This window comes from Pseudomonas bijieensis, assembly GCF_013347965.1.
GTDB classification, from domain to species: Bacteria; Pseudomonadota; Gammaproteobacteria; order Pseudomonadales; family Pseudomonadaceae; genus Aquipseudomonas; species Aquipseudomonas bijieensis.
Genome location: NZ_CP048810.1, coordinates 3,924,525 through 3,947,153, shown reverse-complemented (window position 1 = coordinate 3,947,153; position 22,629 = coordinate 3,924,525). Strand labels below are relative to the sequence as shown.

Genomic DNA, 22,629 nt, shown 5'->3' with positions numbered 1-22,629 from the left:
TAGGCCAACTGCAGAGGAGTATGAACACTTATCGTGGCGAGGGGAGCTTGCTCCCGCTGGGCTGCGCAGCAGCCCTAAAAAACAGGGCCGCTTCGCCCCCCCAGCGGGAGCAAGCTCCCCTCGCCACGGGTTTGTGTCAGGTTCAGCTGTTGTTGTGATCGACCTTGATGGTCGGGTCACTGCCGGCGATCAACGTGTTCAGGTTGATGTTCGACCAGTTGTTGCCTTCGAGCTTGATCGTCACATCCGGTGTGGCCGCTGCGCCATTGGTCGCGTTGAACTGGCCGGTGGTGCTGACCTGCAGCGAGGACACGCCATCGACCGTGCTGATTTTCAGGAAGTGGTCGATGTTGCTTCCGGTTTCGCCCTGCAGCAGATCTCGCAGGTCGATCCGGTCGCCCTCGCTGGCCTTGAAGTCCTTGATCACGTCAGTGCCGGTGTCGCCGGATTTCCAGACAAAGGTATCGCCTCCCAGGCCACCGATCAGGGTGTCATTGCCCTGACCACCGATCAGTGTGTCGTTACCCGTGCCACCCAGCAGGATGTCATTGCCCTTGCCACCGTTGAGCGTGTCGCTGCCACCCTGGCCGAAAATGATGTCGTTGCCGGCGCCGCCCAGCAGGGTGTCATTGCCATCGTGGGCACCGGACACATCGAACGCGGTGTAGTGCTCGGTGATGTACTGGTGCACGTTGCTGGTGGTGACCTTGCTGACGTCCACGCCGCTCTGCTGGGCCACGAACGCCTGGATGGCCTGGTAACCCTCGCCGGCAATGCCGTTGAAGCTCACCAGGTCGCCGAACAGGATGTCGTTGCCTTCACCGCCGTTGACCGTGTCGGAACCCGGCAGGGTCGCTTCGGTGTGGCCGATGATGGAGTTGGCCAGGTTGCTCGGGTCGATGTTGGTTTGTGGCTTGCCATCGGAGTCGTAGGGGGCGAGATCGGACAGGGTGACGCCGTTGTTCAGGCCGATGGCTTCAACGTTGCTCAGACCTTTGAGCAGGGTGAAGCTGGCCGTTGAGCCGTCTGCTGCCGAGGAGTCGCCCCACCAACCGCCGGCCTGGTTGGAGAACTCGAACGTGCCATTGCCCTCGGCATGCACCGTGCCGACGTAGTTTTCATTCCAATTCTTGCCGTTCTTGATCGACAGGAACATGTCCCCATTTTCTTCGATGATGAATTTGTGTGTGCTGTCGATCGTCTGGGTGTAGTACTTGCCAACGGTGTAGTTGGCCGCGCTCAGGACGTCGTCGAGCTTGACGGTGCCGTACAACACTGGGTTCGTCTCTTCGCCGGACTGGTAGCGCGTTGGCTCACCGTCGGTGATGAAATACGTCAGGTTCTTCGCGCCGGTATTGCTCAGGGCCTGGGTGCTGTTGAAGAAGTTTGCGGTGGTCTTGAACACGTCTTCATAGTTGGTATTGCCGCCGGACACCATCGAGTCGAGCACGCTCTTGAGCAGTGTCAGCGCGTTCGGATCGTTGAGGTTGACCGCAACGTTCTTGTTTACCTGGTTATCGAAGTCCGCCAGGAAAATGTTCACGGTTCCGGAGTTGCTGCCCAGGCTCTGCTTGAGGGTGTTGAACACTTGGGTCAAGGAGTTCTTGGCAGCGGTGACAGACGACGAACTCATGCTGCCCGAGCTGTCGACCATGAAGGCAATGTTGTAATTGACGCCCGGCACCACGGTCAGGCCGCCGATGTCGGCGACCACAATGTCGTTGCCGTCGGTGCCGGTGACGTTGTCGCTGCCCGACGTGGCGGTGACCGCGTTGTAGGTGGCTGGGTAGACGGTGACCGGGATCTGCGCCGTGCTGACCGCCGAGCCGCCGAGGGCTTCGGTGGAGGTCGAGGTTACGGTCAGGTTGAAGTTGCCGTTGTAGTAGGTCGGTGGGGTCAGGGTCAGGCTGCCCAGGTTCCAGCCGGTGACCGAGGCTTCGCCGTTGCTGCCCACGGTCGCGGTATGGCCCGCGCCGTCGCTCAGCACGCTGCCTTCTGGAATACCACCGATCTTCACGCTCAGGCTTTCGGAGCCGTCGGTGTCGGTCAGGGCGGTGGTGATCTTCGACAGGTTCACGCTGGTGCCTTCGGCGCCTTCGTTGAGCTTGTAGCCGTCGTAGTAGCCTTCACCGTTGGTGCCGTGCAGGTCGGAGACGGTCACGCCAGCGTTCACCAGGTCGGTCACGCCGGTGTACAGCGGCACGCCGGCACCGTTCAGGTCGACCGGTGTGCTGCCGTTGATCGACAGGTTCACGTCATAGCTGCCCGGGCCGCTCTGGTTGTGGTGGTAGATGTCCAGGGTGTAGTAGCCGCTGGTGGTCGGCGTGAACGAACCGTTCAACTGGCCGCCAGCGCCCCAGGTCGTTGCCGCCACGGTTTTGCCGCCGATGGTGACCAGCAGGCTGTCATCGCCCGTGCCGCTGAAGGTGTAGGTCTTGCCGGCTTCGAGGAAGATCAGGCCAGAGGTTTTCGATGCCGTACCGGCGTTGACGTTGCTGTCGGACTGCACGTTGGTCACGTTGGTGCTGCTGTTCGGCGTGCCGGCGGCATCGATCACTGACTTGAGCGTGCCGGAGGCCGCGCCGCTGCCATCGGTGCCCAGGCCCGACAGGCCGGTCCAGACTTCCTTGATCAGGCCGGTGGAGGTCACGTTGTTGCCGGCCACGTTGAGGGTCGGTGCGTCGGCGACCGGCGTGATGTCGATCTTCACGGTACTGGTATTGCCCAACGCCTGACCGTCGGTTGGCTGGAAGCTGATTTGCGCGTAATCGGCCTTTTGATCGCCCACGCCAGCCGGGTTGCCGTTGGCACCAGATTCGTTGGCATCGGGGGTAAAGCGCAGCTTGCCAGCGTCGATGTCAGCCTTGGTGAAGGTCTGGTTGTTGGCCACGTCCTTCCAGGTGGCGCCGTCCAGGTACTGCAACTTGCCGTCGCTCGGCAGCCCGGTGATTTTTACACCCTGGCTGGCGGCGGCGCTGTCCACATCGCTGATGCCGAAGGTCGACCAGCCGAGGACCAGCGAAGTGTCTTCGGTACCGGTCACCGCGCCACCGGTGGCCACTGGCGCATCGTTGACCCCGACCACGTTCACAGTGGTGGTTGCGGTGTTGGAGTAGCTCGCGCCATCGGTCACCGTCACGGTGATGATGCGCGGTACGGTGCTCGGGTCTTCGCTGTTGTTGATGAAGCTGATGTTCTTGATCTGCTGCATGTAGTCGGCCAGCGTCGCATTGCCCGTCAGCGTCAGCACGACCTTGCCGTCGGTGCTGTTGGCGTTGATGCTGATGCCATTGACGCTGTTGCCCAGGTTCAGCGCATCGCCAGGCTGACGGTTGGTCAGCACGATGGTGGCGCCGGTCAGCATGGTGCTGTCCGGGTCGGTGATTTTCAGGTCGGTGTCGGCGATGGACACGCCGGGGCCAGTGGTGCCTTCGGTGAACGTCACCTGGTAATCGGCACCGGTCTTGCCGCTGGAGTTGTTGGCGTCCAGGTCGAGTACAGGCGGCGCATCGTTGTCGATGATCGAGGTGCTGACGCTGCCGTTGGTACCGCTGACCGCCAGGTGCTCGAAGTTGCCACCGGTGGCCGAGTCGATCTTGACCACGAAGTTTTCAGTGCCTTCGGAGATCTTGTCGTCCAGCGTCGCCACATTGAAGGTCGTACTGGTGGCGTTGGCCGGGATCTTCACGGTGTAGACACCGGTGAAGTCCGTGCCGTCGGCGGCGGTGCCGCTGTAGACGATCTTGAGTGTCACCTCGGTTTGCGCAGGGTTCGTCAGGCTGACGGTGTATGTGGCCGCCTGGCCTTCGGTGACCGACGTGCTGCCGGTGATGCTGACGGTGGTGTTGTCGACGGTGTCGCCCACGGCCGTCGACGCGCCGGTCTTATCGACCGCGATGGCTTCGAGGTTGCCGCCGGAGGCCGATTTGATCGTCTCGGTGATGGACGGTGCACCGGTGTAGACATCGTTGCCGACGGCCACATCCAACACGCCCGAGCTTGCGCCCGCAGCGATGGTGATGGTTTTGCCGCTTTCCAACGTGACGGTCACCGGACCGTTTTGCGCGGTGACGGGTTTGCCGTCGGCACCGGTCAGGGTCGCGGTGTAAGTGATGGTGCCGTTTTCGTTCACGGTCGGATTGGCGGTCAATGTCACCGTGGTGGTGTCGTTGACGTCGCTGACGACGGTGCTGACTGGCGCAGTATTTGGAGCAATGGCTTCCAAGTTGCCGCCGGATGCATCTTTGATCGACTCAGTAACCGTCGTTGGGCCTTGGTACACATCGTTGCCGACGGCTACATCCAACACACCCGAACTTGCGCCCGCAGCGATGGTGATGGTTTTGCCGCTGTCCAACGTCACGGTGACTGGACCATTTTGCGCGATGACAGGTTTGCCGTCGGCACCGGTCAGGTGGCGGTGTAAGTGATGGTGCCGTTTTCATTTACGGTTGGCGTGGCGGTCAAGGTCACGGTGGTGGTGTCATTGACATCGCTAACGACGGTGCTAACCGGAGCGGTGTTAGGAGCGATAGCTTCGAGGTTACCGCCAGTGGCGGTACTGATGCTTTCGGTGACGGTAGTCGGACCTTGGTAAACGTCGTTGCCAACGGCCACGTCCAACACGCCGGAACTTGCACCGGCGGCGATGGTGATGGTTTTGCCGCTGTCCAGGGTAACGGTGACTGGACCATTTTGCGCAATGACGGGTTTGCCGTCGGCACCGGTCAGGGTCGCGGTGTAAGTGATGGTGCCGTTTTCGTTCACGGTCGGATTGGCGGTCAATGTCACCGTGGTGGTGTCGTTGACGTCGCTGACGACGGTGCTGACTGGCGCAGTATTTGGAGCAATGGCTTCCAAGTTGCCGCCGGATGCATCTTTGATCGACTCAGTAACCGTCGTTGGGCCTTGGTACACATCGTTGCCGACGGCTACATCCAACACACCCGAACTTGCGCCCGCAGCGATGGTGATGGTTTTGCCGCTGTCCAACGTCACGGTGACTGGACCATTTTGCGCGATGACAGGTTTGCCGTCGGCACCGGTCAGGGTGGCGGTGTAAGTGATGGTGCCGTTTTCATTTACGGTTGGCGTGGCGGTCAAGGTCACGGTGGTGGTGTCATTGACATCGCTAACGACGGTGCTAACCGGAGCGGTGTTAGGAGCGATAGCTTCGAGGTTACCGCCAGTGGCGGTACTGATGCTTTCGGTGACGGTAGTCGGACCTTGGTAAACGTCGTTGCCAACGGCCACGTCCAACACGCCGGAACTTGCACCCGCAGCGATGGTGATGGTCTTGCCGCTTTCCAACGTCACTGTGACTGGACCGTTTTGCGCGATGACCGGTTTGCCATCAGCACCGGTCAGGGTGGCGGTGTAGGTGATGGTGCCGTTTTCGTTCACGGTCGGATTGGCGGTCAGCGTCACGGTGGTGGTGTCGTTGACGTCGCTGACGACGGTGCTGACTGGCGCCGTGTTTGGTGCGATGGCTTCGAGGTTGCCGCCACTGGCGGTACTGATGCTTTCAGTGACGGTAGTCGGACCTTGGTAAACGTCGTTGCCAACGGCCACGTCCAACACGCCCGAGCTTGCACCCGCAGCGATGGTGATGGTCTTGCCGCTGTCCAGGGTAACGGTGACTGGACCATTTTGCGCAATGACGGGTTTGCCGTCGGCACCGGTCAGGGTGGCGGTGTAAGTGATGGTGCCGTTTTCGTTCACGGTCGGCGTAGCGGTCAACGTCACCGTGGTGGTGTCGTTGACATCGCTGACGACGGTGCTGACTGGCGCAGTGTTTGGAGCGATAGCTTCCAGGTTACCGCCCGATGCCGAGGCAATCGACTCGGTCACGGTGGTTGGACCTTGGTAAACGTCGTTGCCGACAGCGACATCGAGCACGCCCGAACTTGCACCCGCAGCGATGGTGATGGTCTTGCCGCTTTCCAACGTCACGGTCACCGGACCGTTTTGCGCCGTGACGGGTTTGCCGTCGGCACCGGTCAGGGTCGCGGTGTAAGTGATGGTGCCGTTTTCATTTACGGTTGGCGTGGCGGTTAAGGTCACGGTGGTGGTGTCATTGACATCGCTAACGACGGTGCTAACCGGAGCGGTGTTAGGAGCGATAGCTTCCAAGTTGCCGCCGGATGCATCTTTGATCGACTCAGTAACCGTCGTTGGACCTTGGTACACATCGTTGCCGACGGCTACATCCAACACGCCCGAGCTTGCACCCGCAGCGATGGTGATGGTTTTGCCGCTGTCCAGGGTAACGGTGACTGGACCATTTTGCGCAATGACCGGTTTGCCGTCGGCACCGGTCAGGGTGGCGGTGTAAGTAATGGTGCCGTTTTCATTCACGGTCGGCGTAGCGGTCAACGTCACCGTGGTGGTGTCGTTGACATCGCTGACGACGGTGCTGACTGGCGCAGTGTTTGGAGCGATAGCTTCCAGGTTACCGCCCGATGCCGAGGCAATCGACTCGGTCACGGTGGTTGGACCTTGGTAAACGTCGTTGCCGACAGCGACATCGAGCACGCCCGAACTTGCACCCGCAGCGATGGTGATGGTCTTGCCGCTTTCCAACGTCACGGTCACCGGACCGTTTTGCGCCGTGACGGGTTTGCCGTCGGCACCGGTCAGGGTCGCGGTGTAAGTGATGGTGCCGTTTTCGTTCACGGTCGGATTGGCGGTCAATGTCACCGTGGTGGTGTCGTTGACATCGCTGACGATGGTGCTGACTGGCGCAGTATTTGGAGCAATGGCTTCCAAGTTGCCGCCGGATGCATCTTTGATCGACTCAGTAACCGTCGTTGGGCCTTGGTAAACATCGTTACCCACAGCGACATCGAGCACGCCCGAACTTGCGCCCGCAGCGATGGTGATGGTCTTGCCGCTGTCCAGGGTAACGGTGACTGGACCATTTTGCGCGATGACCGGTTTGCCGTCGGCACCGGTCAGGGTGGCGGTGTAGGTGATGGTGCCGTTTTCATTCACGGTCGGATTGGCGGTCAATGTCACCGTGGTGGTGTCGTTGACATCGCTGACGATGGTGCTGACCGGAGCGGTGTTAGGAGCGATGGCTTCCAGGTTACCGCCCGATGCCGAGGCAATCGACTCGGTCACGGTGGTTGGACCTTGGTACACATCGTTGCCGACGGCTACATCCAACACACCCGAACTTGCACCGGCGGCGATGGTGATGGTCTTGCCGCTGTCCAGGGTAACGGTGACTGGACCATTTTGCGCAATGACGGGTTTGCCGTCGGCACCGGTCAGGGTCGCGGTGTAAGTGATGATGCCGTTTTCATTTACGGTTGGCGTAGCGGTCAACGTCACGGTGGTGGTGTCGTTGACATCGCTAACGATGGTGCTGACCGGAGCGGTGTTAGGAGCAATAGCTTCCAGGTTGCCGCCGGATGCATCTTTGATCGACTCGGTGACGGTGGTTGGACCTTGGTACACGTCGTTTCCAACGGCTACGTCCAACACGCCCGAGCTCGCACCCGCAGCGATGGTGATGGTTTTGCCGCTGTCCAGGGTGACGGTGACTGGACCATTTTGCGCAATGACCGGTTTGCCGTCGGCACCGGTCAGGGTGGCGGTGTAGGTGATGGTGCCGTTTTCATTCACGGTCGGCGTAGCGGTCAACGTCACGGTGGTGGTGTCGTTGACATCGCTGACGACGGTGCTGACTGGCGCAGTATTTGGAGCAATGGCTTCCAAATTGCCACCGGATGCATCTTTGATCGACTCAGTAACCGTCGTTGGACCTTGGTAAACGTCGTTGCCAACGGCCACGTCCAACACGCCGGAACTTGCGCCCGCGGCGATGGTGATGGTCTTGCCGCTGTCCAATGTCACGGTCACCGGACCGTTCTGCGCAATGACCGGTTTGCCGTCGGCACCGGTCAGGGTGGCGGTGTAGGTGATGGTGCCGTTTTCGTTCACGGTCGGATTGGCGGTCAGCGTTACCGTGGTGGTGTCGTTGACATCGCTGACGACGGTGCTGACTGGCGCCGTGTTTGGTGCGATGGCTTCCAGGTTACCGCCCGATGCCGAGGCAATCGACTCGGTCACGGTGGTTGGACCTTGGTAAACATCGTTACCCACAGCGACATCGAGCACGCCCGAGCTGGCACCGGCGGCGATGGTGATCGTTTTGCCGCTGTCCAACGTCACGGTGACTGGACCGTTTTGCGCAATGACCGGTTTGCCATCAGCACCGGTCAGGGTGGCGGTGTAGGTGATGGTGCCGTTTTCGTTCATGGTCGGTGTAGCAGTCAGCGTTACCGTGGTGGTGTCGTTGACGTCGCTGACCACGGTGCTGACTGGTGCCGTGTTTGGCGCGATAGCTTCCAGGTTACCGCCCGATGCCGAGGCAATCGACTCGGTCACGGTGGTTGGACCTTGGTAAACGTCGTTGCCGACAGCGACATCGAGCACGCCCGAGCTGGCACCGGCGGCGATGGTGATCGTTTTGCCGCTGTCCAACGTCACGGTGACTGGACCATTTTGTGCGGTGACCGGATTGCCATTGGCATCGGTCAGCGTCGCGGTGTAGGTAATCGTGCCGTTTTCATTTACGGTCGGATTGGCGGTCAATGTCACCGTGGTGGTGTCGTTGACATCGCTGACCACGGTGCTGACCGGGGCGGTGTTGGGAGCGATGGCTTCCAGGTTGCCGCCAGTGGCGGTACTGATGCTTTCGGTGACGGTAGTCGGACCTTGGTAAACATCATTGCCAACGGCCACATCCAACACGCCCGAGCTTGCACCCGCAGCGATGGTAATGGTCTTGCCGCTTTCCAGGGTGACGGTCACCGGACCGTTTTGCGCGGTGACCGGATTGCCATTGGCATCGGTCAGCGTCGCGGTGTAGGTAATCGTGCCGTTTTCATTTACGGTCGGATTGGCGGTCAATGTCACCGTGGTGGTGTCATTGACATCGCTGACCACGGTGCTGACCGGGGCGGTGTTGGGAGCGATGGCTTCCAGGTTGCCGCCAGTGGCGGTACTGATGCTTTCGGTGACGGTAGTCGGACCTTGGTAAACATCATTGCCAACGGCCACATCCAACACGCCCGAGCTTGCACCCGCAGCGATGGTGATGGTCTTGCCGCTTTCAGGGTGACGGTCACCGGACCGTTTTGCGCGGTGACCGGATTGCCATTGGCATCGGTCAGCGTCGCGGTGTAGGTAATCGTGCCGTTTTCATTTACGGTCGGATTGGCGGTCAATGTCACCGTGGTGGTGTCATTGACATCGCTGACCACGGTGCTGACCGGGGCGGTGTTGGGAGCGATGGCTTCCAGGTTGCCGCCAGTGGCGGTACTGATGCTTTCGGTGACGGTAGTCGGACCTTGGTAAACATCATTGCCAACGGCCACATCCAACACGCCCGAGCTTGCACCCGCAGCGATGGTGATGGTCTTGCCGCTTTCCAGGGTGACGGTCACCGGACCGTTTTGCGCGGTGACCGGATTGCCGTCGGCATCGGTCAGCGTCGCGGTGTAGGTGATGGTGCCGTTTTCATTCACGGTCGGATTGGCGGTCAATGTCACCGTGGTGGTGTCGTTGACATCGCTGACGACGGTGCTGGCTGGAGTCGTGTTTGGTGCGATGGCTTCAAGGTTGCCACCCGATGCCGAGGCAATCGACTCGGTCACGGTGGTTGGACCTTGGTACACGTCGTTGCCAACGGCCACGTCCAACACGCCGGAACTTGCGCCAGCGGCGATGGTGATCGTCTTGCCGCTGTCCAACGTCACGGTCACTGGACCATTTTGTGCGGTGACCGGATTGCCATTGGCATTGGTCAGCGTCGCGGTGTAGGTAATGGTGCCGTTTTCGTTTACGGTCGGCGTGGCGGTCAATGTCACCGTGGTGGTGTCGTTGACATCGCTGACGACGGTGCTGGCTGGAGTCGTGTTTGGTGCGATGGCTTCAAGGTTGCCACCCGATGCCGAGGCAATCGACTCGGTCACGGTGGTTGGACCTTGGTACACGTCGTTGCCAACGGCCACGTCCAACACGCCGGAACTTGCGCCAGCGGCGATGGTGATCGTCTTGCCGCTGTCCAACGTCACGGTCACTGGACCATTTTGTGCGGTGACCGGATTGCCATTGGCATCGGTCAGCGTCGCGGTGTAGGTAATGGTGCCGTTTTCGTTTACGGTCGGCGTGGCGGTCAATGTCACCGTGGTGGTGTCGTTGACGTCGCTAACAATGGTGCTAACCGGAGCGGTGTTCGGTGCGATGGCTTCCAGGTTACCGCCAGTGGCCGTACTGATGCTTTCGGTGACGGTGGTCGGACCTTGGTAAACATCGTTGCCAACGGCTACATCCAATACGCCAGTGCTTGCGCCCGCAGCGATGGTGATGGTTTTGCCGCTGTCGAGGGTGACGGTCACTGGACCGTTCTGCGCCGTAACCGGGTTGCCGTTGGCATCGGTCAAGGTCGCGGTGTACGTGATGGTGCCGTTTTCGTTCACGGTCGGCGTGGCGGTCAAGGTCACCGTGGTGGTGTCGTTGACGTCGCTAACAATGGTGCTAACCGGAGCGGTGTTCGGTGCGATGGCTTCCAGGTTACCGCCAGTGGCGGTACTGATGCTTTCGGTGACGGTAGTTGGACCTTGGTAAACATCATTGCCAACGGCCACATCCAGCACACCCGAACTCGCACCGGCAGCGATGGTGATGGTCTTGCCGCTGTCCAACGTCACAGTCACCGGACCGTTTTGCGCAATGACCGGTTTGCCATCAGCACCGGTCAGGGTGGCGGTGTAGGTGATGGTGCCGTTTTCGTTCACGGTCGGATTGGCGGTCAGCGTTACCGTGGTGGTGTCGTTGACATCGCTAACGATGGTGCTGACCGGAGCGGTGTTAGGAGCGATGGCTTCTAGGTTGCCACCCGTTGCGGAAGCAATCGACTCAGTAACTGTCGTTGGGCCTTGGTAAACGTCGTTGCCGACAGCCACATCCAGCACACCCGAGCTCGCGCCCGCCGCGATGGTGATGGTTTTACCGCTGTCCAATGTCACGGTCACAGGACCGTTTTGCGCGGTGACCGGGTTGCCATTGGCGTCGGTCAGCGTGGCGGTATAAGTGATCGTGCCGTTTTCATTCACGGTTGGCGTAGCAGTCAACGTCACGGTAGTGGTGTCTACCGAATCGGTAATCGTGGTGACCGCAGGCGCAGTGCTTGGCACCAGGTTTTCGAAATTACCGCCGGTGGCACCGGTGATGGTGGTGCTGACTGTGCTGCCGTTGTTATAGACGTCATTGGCCGGTGTCTCGACGTTGACGGTCCCAGTCGTCTGGCCTGCAGCGATGTTGATCACCGCGCCATTGCTCAAGGTCACGGTCACCGGAGTCTGAGCCGGGTTGGTCAGTGTCGCGGTGTAGGTGATCTGACCGCCTTCGGTGATGGTGTTGCTGGCGGTCAGGGTCAGGCCGGTGGTGTCGGCCGAATCGGTAATCGTAGTAACGGCAGGTGCGGTGCTCGGCACCAGATTCTCAAAGTTGCCACCTGTCGCACCGGTAATGGTGGTGCTGACCGCACTGCCGTTGTTATAGACGTCATTAGCCGGCGTCTCGACGTTGACGGACCCGGAAGTCTGGCCCGCAGCGATGGTGATGACCGAGCCATTGCTCAAGGTCACGGTGACCGGAGTTTGAGCCGGATTAGTCAGCGTCGCGGTGTAAACAATCGAACCGCCTTCGGTGATGGTGTTGCTGGCGGTCAGGGTCAGGCCAGTGGTATCCGCCGAATCGGTAATCGTGGTGACCGCAGGCGCAGTGCTCGGTACCAGATTCTCAAAGTTGCCGCCGGTTGCGCCCGTAATGGTGGTGCTGACCGTGCTGCCATTGTTGTAGACGTCATTAGCCTGCGTCTCGACGTTGACGGACCCAGTCGTCTGGCCAGCAGCGATGTTGATCACCGCGCCATTGCTCAAGGTCACGGTGACCGGAGTTTGAGCCGGATTAGTCAGCGTCGCGGTGTAAACGATCGAACCGCCTTCGGTGATGGTGTTGCTGGCGGTCAAGGTCAGGCCGGTGGTGTCCGCCGAATCGGTAATCGTGGTGACCGCAGGCGCGGTGCTCGGCACCAAATTCTCGAAGTTACCGCCAGTTGCGCCGGTGATGGTGGTGCTGACCGTACTGCCGTTGTTGTAGACATCATTGGTCGGGGTATCGACGCTGACGGTGCCGGACGTCTGGCCAGCAGCGATGGTGATGACCGAGCCGTTGCTCAAAGTCACGGTCACTGGGGTCTGGGCCGGGTTGGTCAAGGTGGCGGTGTAGGTGATCTGGCCGCCTTCGGTCACGGTGTTGCCCGCCGTCAGGGTGACGGTGGTGGTGTCGATGGTGTCGGTGATCTGAGTCACGGCAGGCGTGGTGGGCAAGGTCACAGCAATGCCGGTACCGCCGGTGGTGCCAGTGACGGTCACGCTGATCTGGCTTGGGTCGTTGTAGACCGTGTCGTTCGGCGCGAGTGGGACGTTGACGCTACCGGTGAGTTGACCCGCCGGGATCACGATGACCGCGCCGTTGGACAAGGTCACGGTCAGGTTGGTCTGCGGAGCCTGGGTCACGGTCGCGGTATACACCAGCACGCCACCGGCCTCGGTCAAGGTCGGGGTGGCGCTCAGGGTCATCGTTGCATTGAGCACGGCGTTGGCGGTCGTATCCGTGGTGTCGCCACCCAGAATGTTGTTGTCGGTGGCGGCAGCCGCAGCGAGACCTTCGGTTGGGAAGCCGACGGTAGGGTCGACGCTGCCAGCGGTGGCATCCAGCACCACAAAGCTGTGGCCGCCACCGGCGGCACCACCAGTCCCCGCGGCGGTTGCGCCGGCGGCGGTGGCTTCCAGGGCGGTCGTCGGGTCGACGCCAGCGGCGATGGCTTGCTGCAGTTCTTCTACCGACGGTGCGGCCTGGGCAGTGGCTTGTGCCAGGTCAGTGGAAGAGTCCGGAGCATTGGCGCTCCACTGAGTGTCGCGACCCAGGTCCAGGGTGCGGCCATCGGCCAATTCCAGTGTGACGGCGCCAGCAGGCCCGGTGTCCAATTGGTCGCCTACGTTCAGGCGATCACCTTCAATGAGTACGCGCCGGATGCCCTCGGGGGATACGACGAAAACCTGACCAACAATGCTTTTGACAACGGCAATAACACTGCTCATTGAAGACTCTCCGGGTGCCACGCTCAGTAGACTTCCATGGACCCGGCAGCTTGTAGGCGGCAGCGGTCTGGACGTTCATGTTCACAAAGTAAGGTTATTTGACGCTTCCACATGTCAATATTTTGGCTCTTATTTTTCAATTATTTTGTTTGTGCCAAACTATTGACCTTATGCCAGCCATCCTAAACAATCATTGGCGTAATGTCACATTGATATTTAAGCGGCGACCTGTTCTTTCGGTGCGTGTTCCAGCTCCTGTTTTGAACTTTCCGACATACGGTCATTCCGGTTGCCATCATCCGATGCAGCGCCACGTTTCGCTGTGATTCAAGACAAGAGTTTCGGGAATAATCCAACCATGCGTTCGCACCTGCTCAAGGCTTTACCCTTCGCCCTCGCCGCCAGTTTCGTACAAGCACAAACCTTGCCGCAGGCCATGCAACAGGCGCTGGACGTCCATCCTGAAATCCAGGCCGGTGTGAACAGTCGCCTCGCGGCCGATTACCAACTCAAGGCCGCCAAGGGCGGCTACCTGCCTAGAGTGGACCTTGCAGCCGGATACGGCCGTGAAGGCACCGACAGCGTCACCACCCGTTCAGGCGGTAACAATCATTGGGAAACCCTGAACCGCAGCGAGTCGAGCCTGCGTCTGTCGCAAATGGTTTTTGACGGTTTTGCGACGTCCAGCGAAGTGGGGCGTCAACAAGCCACCGTCAATGCCCGTGCCTACTCGCTGCTGGACGCATCCGAGCGCACCGGGTTGACGGTGGCCCAGGTCTACCTGGACGTGCTGACCCGTCGCGAGTTCGTGCGCTTGGCCGAGGAAAACCTCAAGAGCCACGAGCGTATCTTCGACCAGATCAAGTTGCGCACTTCCCGTGGCGTGGGCAGCGGCGCCGACCTGGACCAGGCCGAAGCGCGCATGGCCCAGGCCCGCAACAACCTGATCACCGAACAGACCAACCTGGCCGATGCCGAGACCAACTACCTCAGCGCCGTCGGCCAACTGCCCGATCAACTGGAACGTCCTGCCGACTTTATGGCGCTGTTGCCGGCCAACCTGACCGAAGCCCGCGCCCAGATGCTGGAAAACAGCCCGGTATTGCGTTCGGCCGAAGCTGACATCGCCGCTGCCGAGCAACAGTACGAAGCCGCCAAGTCGAGCTTCTACCCACGCTTCGACGCCGAGTTGGGTCGCACGGCCGACAACGACCTGGACGGCCAGAACGGCCACAACAATGAATGGCAGGCCATGCTGCGCATGCGTTTCAACCTGTATGCCGGCGGCAGCAACAAGGCGGACCTGGAGTCCAAGTCGTACCTGTCCAACCAGGCCCTGGACATCCGCAACAACGCGCTGCGCCAGTTGAACGAAGAGCTGGGCCTGGCCTGGAACGCCTTGAACAACGCCAACGCCCAGGTGCCGGTCGCCCAGCAATATGTGGATCGCAGCGCCAACGTGCGCACCGCCTACCAGAAGCAGTTCAGCCTCGGCGAGCGGACCCTGCTCGACTTGCTCGACAGCGAAAACGAGCTGTTCAGCGCATCCCGGCGCCTGGCGGAAATCAAAAACGTGCAGCTGTTCACCCAGTACCGGATCAAGGCAACCATGGGGCAGTTGTTGAAAAGCCAGGGTGTGGTCGCACCGTTGGCATCGGTTGTGCAGAACGACATGAAACCCAAGGTTCAGTTGCCTGGGATGAATTGAGTCTACAACCCGTTTTAATCAGTCAGAGTGCAGAGCGTGGAATCAGAAGTCAGTCCAGTCGAACTCGTTCATGACCCGCGCACGCTGCACGACGACCCGTTGCTGGACGGTCTGTTGGCGCTCTGCATGCTGCATCAGAAGCCGGCCAGCGCGGCGATGCTCACCACCGGCCTGCCGCTGCCCAAGCAACGGCTGAGCGTCGAATTATTGTCGCGTGCCGCCGCCCGTGCCGGTCTGCAGGGCCGGGTGCTGCAACGCAAGCTCGAGCAAATTCCACCCATCGCCATGCCAGCGCTGTTGCTGCTCAAAGACGGTCGCAGCGCCGTGCTGCTGGGCTGGGTCGGTGACGACCAGGCACGACTGCTGCTCAGCGAAAGCGACGGCGGTGAGGTGACCATCAGCCGCGAACTGCTGGCCGATGACTACAGCGGCAAGGTGTTCTTCGCCCAACCGCAGCATAAATTTGACGTCAACCACGGCACGCTCATTCCCCGGGCGCGTTCGTGGTTTCGTGACACCCTCAAACGGTCCCGCTGGCTGTACGCCGATGCCATCGCGGCCAGCTTGCTGATCAACATCATCGCCATGGCCGCGCCACTGTTCGTGATGAACGTCTACGACCGCGTGGTGCCGAACCAGGCCGAATCGACCCTGTGGGTGCTGGCCGTGGGTATCACCGGCGCCTATGTGTTCGACCTGATCCTCAAGATGCTGCGCAGCCTGTGTCTGGACCTGGCGGGCAAGAAAACCGACCTGATCATCTCGGCGACGCTGTTCGAGCGCATCGTCGGCATGTCCATGAAGTACCGCCCGGCGCGGGTCGGCAGTTTTGCCCAGAACATCCATGAGTTCCAGAGCCTGCGGGACTTCCTCGCCTCGCTGACCCTCACCAGCCTGATCGACCTGCCGTTCACCCTGCTGATTTTCATGGTCATCGCGATCATCGGCGGGCACCTGGTGTGGATTCCGGTGCTGGCGTTCCCGATTGCCCTGCTGATTGGCTATGCCTTGCAGAAGCCTCTGGTAGCGACTATGGAGCGCACCATGGCCCTGGGTGCCGAACGCCAATCCAGCCTGATCGAGACCCTGGCCGGCCTGGACGCGGTGAAGGTCAACAACGCCGAGAGCGAGCGTCAGTACCAGTGGGAACAGACCATCGGTACCCTCAGTCGCCTCGAACTGCGGGTGAAGATGCTCTCCGGCCTGGCGATGAACATCACCTTGCTGATCCAGCAACTGGCCGGCGTGATCATGATCGTCTTTGGCGTTTACCTGATCATCGCTGGCAACCTGAGCATGGGTGGGCTGGTTGCCTGCTACATGCTCAGCGGCCGCGCCCTCAGCCCGTTGGCTTCGCTGTCGGGCCTGCTGACCCGCTACCAGCAGGCGCGGGTGACCATGACCTCGGTCGACCAGATGATGGAGCTGCCCCAGGAACGCAATTTCGACGAGCGTCCGCTGAGCCGCAAGGTATTGCAGGGTGCCGTCGAATGCCGTCAGTTGAATTTCACTTACCCGGGCCAGCAGAACGCCGCGCTGAAGAACATCAACCTGGTGATCAAGCCGGGCGAGAAAATCGGCATCATTGGCCGCAGCGGTTCGGGCAAGAGCTCCCTGGCCAAGTTGCTGGTGGGCCTGTACCAGCCGGACGACGGCGCGTTGCTGGTGGACGGCGTGGACATCCGCCAGATCGACGTCAGCGAGCTGCGCTACAACATTGGCTATGTGCCCCAGGACATCCAGTTGCTGGCCGGCACCCTGCGAGACAACCTGACCTCCGGCGCCCGTTACGTCGAAGACGAGTTGGTGCTCCAGGCCGCCGAGCTGGCGGGCGTGCATGAGTTCGCGCGGCTGCATCCGCAAGGCTATGAACTGCAGGTCGGTGAGCGCGGGCAGAACCTGTCCGGTGGCCAGCGCCAGAACGTCGCCCTGGCCCGCGCGCTGCTGCTCAACCCGCCCATCCTGTTGCTGGACGAACCCACCAGCGCCATGGACAACACCGGTGAAGAACGCTTGAAGCAGCGCCTGGCCGCCGTGGTGGAAAACAAGACCGTGCTGCTGGTGACGCACCGGGCCTCCTTGCTGTCGCTGGTGGATCGCCTGCTGGTGATCGACCGTGGACAGATTCTCGCCGACGGCCCGAAAGCCGCTGTCATGGAAGCGTTGAAGAAGGGGCAGATCAGTGTTGCTTAAATCCGGTTTGAAGGGTGCCGTGGGCCGCTATTTCAAAGGCTCCGACTCGCTGCACGGGCAACCGCTGCCCGAGGTCAACAAAGCCCTGATCGAGGACGCTCCGCGGGTGGTGCGGTTGACGATCTGGGGCATCATCGGCTTCTTTGTGTTCCTGGTGCTGTGGGCCAATTTCGCCGAGATCGACGAAGTGACCAAGGGCGACGGCAAGGCGATCCCATCGTCCAAGATCCAGAAGATCCAGAACCTGGAAGGCGGCATCGTCGCTGAGCTGTTCGTCAAGGAAGGGCAGATTGTCGACGCCGGCGCGTCGCTGATTCGCCTGGATGACACGCGGTTTGTTTCCAACGTCGGCGAAACCGAGGCTGATCGCCTGTCCATGCTGTTGCGGGTCGAGCGCCTGAGTGCCGAGGTCGATGACCGGCCGCTGAACTTCCCGGCCGATGTGCTCAAGGCCGTGCCGGGCCAGGCTGCCAGCGAAGAGTCGCTGTACATCAGCCGTCGCCAGCAGTTGCACGATGAAATCGGCGGCTTGCAGGAGCAGTTGATCCAGCGCCAGCAGGAACTGCGCGAGTTCGTCTCCAAGCAGGCGCAGTATCGCTCCGGCCTGGCGCTGCAGCGCCAGGAAATCAACATGTCCGAGCCGTTGGTGGCCCAGGGCGCGGTGTCGCCGGTGGAAGTGCTGCGGCTCAAGCGCGCCGAAGTCGAGACCCGTGGGCAACTGGACGCTACCACGCTGGCGATCCCCCGCGCCGAATCGGCGATCAAGGAAGTGCAGCGCAAGATCGACGAGACTCGCGGCAAATTCCGCAGCGAAGCCCTGACCCAGCTCAACGAAGCCCGCACTGATCTGAATAAGGCCCAGGCCACCGGCAAGGCCCTGGAAGACCGGGTGAGCCGGACCCTGGTGACATCGCCGGTGCGGGGTATCGTCAACAAGTTGCTCGTGAATACCATCGGCGGGGTGATCCAGCCCGGTAGTGACCTGGTGGAAATCGTGCCGCTGGACGACACCATCCTGGTGGAAGCGAAAATCCGTCCCCAGGACATTGCCTTCCTGCACCCCGGCCAGGACGCCACGGTGAAATTCACCGCCTACGACTACACCATCTACGGCGGGATGAAAGCCAAGCTGGAACAGATCGGCGCCGACACCATCACCGATGAAGACAAGAAAACCACCTACTACATCATCAAGCTGCGCACCGAACGCAGCCACCTGGGCACGCCTGAAAAGCCCTTGCTGATCATCCCAGGGATGGTGGCCTCGGTGGACATCATCACCGGCAAGAAAACCGTGCTCAGCTACCTGCTCAAGCCCATCATCAAGGCCCGGTCCGAGGCGTTGCACGAGCGCTAGGCACACAGGCCTGTGGCTTGCCGCTTTTGTGGCGAGGGAGCTTGCTCCCGCTTGAGTGCGAAGCGCTCACTGCTTTTTGGGGCCGCTGCGCGCCCCAGCGGGAGCAAGCTCCCTCGCCACGGGATCGTGCCATTCTCCAAGCCCTTGTGGGAGCGAGCTTGCTCGCGATAGCGGCAGGTCAGATTTTTATCGATCACTGACACACCGTCATCGCGAGCAAGCTCGCTCCCACAGGTTCTGCCATATAGTTATGTGTTTTTAATATTTAAATTAACTTTCTTATACCTTTAAAGTCATCCTCCTGCGTACCTGCCGACCAATCGGCGCGCCGCACGACACAAATCGACACGGGACCTCCGTGAGTTTTTGATCGACACGCGCCTGTAAAGCGCGCTGTGCGTGGGAGTGATGTATGTCAGCCGTCTCTTATTCTCCAGATTCACCTATCGCGAACATTGCGCCGCAGTCGTTCGAAATCCGTCCGTTCCCCGATGCCGTCGGCGCTGAGATCGTCGGGCTGGACCTGTCCCGGCCGATCAATGACCAGGATTTCGCCCGCATCCATCGTGCGCACCTGGACTATCACGTTGTGGTGTTCCGCGACCAGCGCATCACTCCTGAACAACAGATCGCCTTCAGCCGCCGTTTCGGCGTGCTGCAAATCCATGTGCTCAAGCAGTTCCTGCTGGCCGGGCATCCGGAAATCCTCATCGTCTCCAACATCATCGAAAACGGCCAATCCATCGGCCTGGGGGATGCGGGCAAGTTCTGGCATTCGGACCTTTCCTACAAAGAGCTGCCCAGCCTCGGCTCAATGCTCCACGCCCAGGAGCTGCCGAGCGAAGGTGGCGACACGCTGTTCGCCGACATGCACAAGGCCTGGGAGGGCTTGCCCGAAGCCTTGCGTAAAGCGGTTGAAGGCCGTTCGGCGGCGCATTCCTACACGGCGCGCTACAGCGAAACCAAATTCGAAGGCAACTGGCGCCCGACGCTTACCCCAGAGCAATTGGCCCAGGTCGCGGAAGTGGTGCATCCGATCGTGCGCACCCACCCGGAAACCGGGCGCAAGGCGTTGTTCGTCAGCGAAGGCTTCACCACCCGCATCGTCGGCCTGCCGGAGGACGAGAGCAACGCACTGCTGGCCGAGCTGTATGCCCACAGCGTGCTGCCGCAGAACATCTATCGCCATCAATGGCAGCCCCATGACCTGGTGTTCTGGGACAACCGTTCGCTGATCCATCTGGCCGCCGGTTGCCCGAGTCATCTGCGCCGCAAGCTGTATCGCACCACCATCCAGGGCGACGCCCCTTTCTGATCGGCTGCGCAGCGCGCAAAGAGCCCGGAGACTCACCATGTCCAAACGCATTGCTTTTGCACCGCTGGCCGCCGCCGTCGGCCTGGGGTTCAGTTTACTGGCCGGCAGCCTGGTCGCGCCCGCCAGTGCCCACGCCGAGGGCGAGATTCGTATCGCCGAGCAGTTCGGCATCGTTTACCTGTTGCTCAACGTGGTTCGTGACCAACAACTGATCGAGAAGCATGGCAAGCAGGAAGGTATCGACATCAAGGTCGACTGGACCCAGTTGTCCGGCGGCGCGGCAGTCAACGATGCGTTGCTGTCGGGCTCCATCGACATTGCCGGGGCCGGCGTCGGGCCGTTGTTGACGGTCTGGGACCGCACCCGTGGCAAGCAGAACGTCAAGGCCGTGGCTTCCCTGGGCAACTTTCCCTATTACCTGTTGAGCAACAACCCCAAGGTCAAGACCATCGCCGACTTCACCGAGCAGGACCGCATCGCGGTGCCGGCGGTGGGTGTTTCGGTGCAGTCACGGTTCCTGCAATACGCCGCCGCGAAGCAGTGGGGCGACAAGGACTTCAATCGCCTCGACAAGTACACCCTGGCGGTTCCGCACCCGGACGCCACGGCGGCGTTGATTGCCGGCGGCACCGAGTTGACCGGGCATTTCTCCAACCCGCCGTTCCAGGACCAGGCGCTGCAAAACCCCAACGTCCACGTGGTGCTCAACTCCTATGACGTGCTGGGGCCGAACTCGCCCACGGTGCTGTTCGCCACCGAGAAATTCCGCGATGAAAACCCGAAGACCTACAAGGCGTTCGTCGAGGCGTTGACCGAAGCGGCCGAGTTCGCCCAGAACGACAAGGGCGCGGCGGCGGACACCTACCTGCGGGTGACCAAGGCCAAGATCGACCGGGCGACCTTGCTGAAGATCATCGATAACCCGCAGATCGAATTCACTGTCACGCCGAAAAACACCTACCCGCTGGCCGAATTCCTCTACCGCGTCGGCGCGATCAAGAACAAACCCGCGTCATGGGAAGACTATTTCTTCCAGGACGCCAAACCGTTGCAGGGGAGCTGATCGTCATGAACGCGCGTTTGCAAGGCCACGCGGCCAGCAACCCCACTTCCACCGGAACCGCGTTGTTGTCGGTGGATAACGTCAGCCTGGAATACCGCACGCCGCAGCGGGTAGTACGGGCCACCCACCAGGTGAGTTTCGAAGTCGACCCGGCGGATCGCTTTGTTTTGCTCGGCCCGTCCGGTTGCGGCAAGTCCACCTTGCTCAAGGCCATTGGTGGTTTCATTGCGCCTTGCGAGGGCGAGATTCGCTTGCAAGGCCAAACCGTCAGTGCGCCGGGGCCGGACCGGATCGTGGTGTTCCAGGAATTCGATCAACTGCCGCCCTGGAAAACCGTGAAGCAGAACGTGATGTTCGCGCTGCTGGCGTCCCACACCCTCAAACGCCGCGAGGCCGAGGAACGGGCACTGCATTATCTGGACAAGGTCGGCCTGGCGGCGTTTGCCGATGCCTATCCCCACACCTTGTCCGGTGGCATGAAGGCCCGCGTCGCGATTGCCCGGGCATTGGCGATGCAGCCGAAAATCCTCTTGATGGACGAACCCTTCGCCGCTCTCGATGCCCTGACCCGGCGCAAGATGCAGGAAGAATTGCTGCTGCTCTGGGAGGAGGTGCGCTTCACCTTGCTGTTCGTCACTCACTCCATCGAAGAGGCGTTGGTGGTGGGCAATCGCATCCTCCTGTTGTCGCCGCATCCTGGCCGTGTACGGGCGGAAATCCACAGCCATCAATACGATTTGCACAGCCTCGGTGGCGTAGGGTTCCAACACACGGCGCGGCGTATCCATGGGCTGCTGTTCAATGAAGGCCAGCCGCTTGAAGCCGAGCGGGAGCTGGATTTCACCGATATTCGTATCGCGTACTAAGGGGAACCTCCATGAGCCATTTATCGCCCGTGCGCGAAGAATACGAAGTCGATCTGCAACCCCTGACCCACGTGCCGCTGGAGCGCGAGTTGCCCCTGGGTCAGCGCCTCTGGCAACAGGGCTGGCTGCGCAAAAGCCTGATCCTGTTGCTGCTGGCGCTGCTTTGGGAGGGTGTGGCGCGCTATCAGAACAATGACCTGTTGCTGCCCGGTTTCCTGCAAACCGCCAGCGCCTTGTACGACGGCTTACTCAGCGGCGAGCTGCTGGGCAAGGTGTGGATTTCCCTGGTGGTGCTGATCAAGGGCTACCTGCTGGGCATCGTTTTGGCGTTTGGCCTGACCACGCTGGCCGTGTCGACCCAGTTCGGTCGCGATGTGCTCAGTACCCTGACGTCGATGTTCAACCCGTTGCCGGCCATCGCCCTGTTGCCGCTGGCGCTGCTGTGGTTCGGCCTGGGGCAGAACAGCCTGATTTTCGTGCTGGTGCATTCGGTGCTGTGGGCGCTGGCGTTGAACATGTATGCGGGGTTTCTTGGTGTGTCGGAAACGTTGCGCATGGCCGGTCGCAACTACGGGCTCAAGGGCCTGCGCTTTGTGCTGTTCATCCTAATCCCGGCGGCGCTGCCGTCGATCCTCGCCGGGTTGAAAATCGGCTGGGCCTTCGCCTGGCGCACGCTGATCGCCGCCGAACTGGTGTTCGGTGCCACCAGCGGCAAGGGCGGCCTGGGCTGGTACATCTTCCAGAACCGCAACGAGCTGTACACCGATAAGGTGTTTGCCGGGTTGGCGGTGGTGATTTTGATTGGGTTGTTGGTGGAGAACCTGGTGTTTGATTCCCTGGAGCGGGTGACGGTGAAGCGCTGGGGGATGCAGCGTTGATCAGTACTGCTCGCCACAGTTCGGGGTGCCTGGGCTGACGTCATCGCGAGCAGGCTCGCTCCCACAGGGCG

The 22,629-nt window shown here is 61.0% G+C and carries 7 protein-coding genes and 1 pseudogene; 7 read left to right on the top strand and 1 reads right to left on the bottom strand.

Features of this window, described 5'->3' with window-relative positions:
- Nucleotides 1-142 precede the first annotated feature (142 nt).
- Nucleotides 143-13,178, bottom strand: a pseudogene (locus GN234_RS17200) (retention module-containing protein).
- Between the two features lie 358 nt (nucleotides 13,179-13,536).
- On the opposite strand from GN234_RS17200, the gene GN234_RS17195 reads away from it, so the two are divergent.
- The 7 genes from GN234_RS17195 to GN234_RS17165 all read left to right on the top strand — a co-directional run bounded on the left by GN234_RS17195 (nucleotide 13,537) and on the right by GN234_RS17165 (nucleotide 22,558).
- Nucleotides 13,537-14,886: a TolC family outer membrane protein gene (locus GN234_RS17195; RefSeq protein WP_109751852.1), complete on the top strand. Its 1,350-nt coding sequence runs from the start codon at nucleotides 13,537-13,539 to the stop codon at nucleotides 14,884-14,886.
- A 36-nt stretch (nucleotides 14,887-14,922) separates the two neighbouring features.
- On the top strand, nucleotides 14,923-17,079 hold the full coding sequence (locus GN234_RS17190; RefSeq protein WP_109752337.1) for a type I secretion system permease/ATPase: 2,157 nt from the start codon (nucleotides 14,923-14,925) through the stop codon (nucleotides 17,077-17,079).
- Complete coding sequence (locus tag GN234_RS17185) at nucleotides 17,069-18,436, top strand: HlyD family type I secretion periplasmic adaptor subunit (RefSeq protein WP_109751853.1); 1,368 nt, start codon at nucleotides 17,069-17,071, stop codon at nucleotides 18,434-18,436. Before GN234_RS17190 ends, GN234_RS17185 begins: the two co-directional genes overlap by 11 nt.
- 412 nt (nucleotides 18,437-18,848) lie before the next feature.
- On the top strand, nucleotides 18,849-19,751 hold the full coding sequence (locus GN234_RS17180; RefSeq protein WP_176688815.1) for a TauD/TfdA dioxygenase family protein: 903 nt from the start codon (nucleotides 18,849-18,851) through the stop codon (nucleotides 19,749-19,751).
- Between the two features lie 37 nt (nucleotides 19,752-19,788).
- Nucleotides 19,789-20,814, top strand: coding sequence for an ABC transporter substrate-binding protein (locus GN234_RS17175; RefSeq protein WP_109751855.1), 1,026 nt, complete (start codon nucleotides 19,789-19,791; stop codon nucleotides 20,812-20,814).
- A gap of 5 nt (nucleotides 20,815-20,819) precedes the next feature.
- On the top strand, nucleotides 20,820-21,680 hold the full coding sequence (locus GN234_RS17170) for an ABC transporter ATP-binding protein (protein WP_116833908.1): 861 nt from the start codon (nucleotides 20,820-20,822) through the stop codon (nucleotides 21,678-21,680).
- Nucleotides 21,681-21,691: 11 nt separating this feature from the next.
- Nucleotides 21,692-22,558: an ABC transporter permease gene (locus tag GN234_RS17165; protein ID WP_109751857.1), complete on the top strand. Its 867-nt coding sequence runs from the start codon at nucleotides 21,692-21,694 to the stop codon at nucleotides 22,556-22,558.
- Nucleotides 22,559-22,629 lie beyond the last annotated feature (71 nt).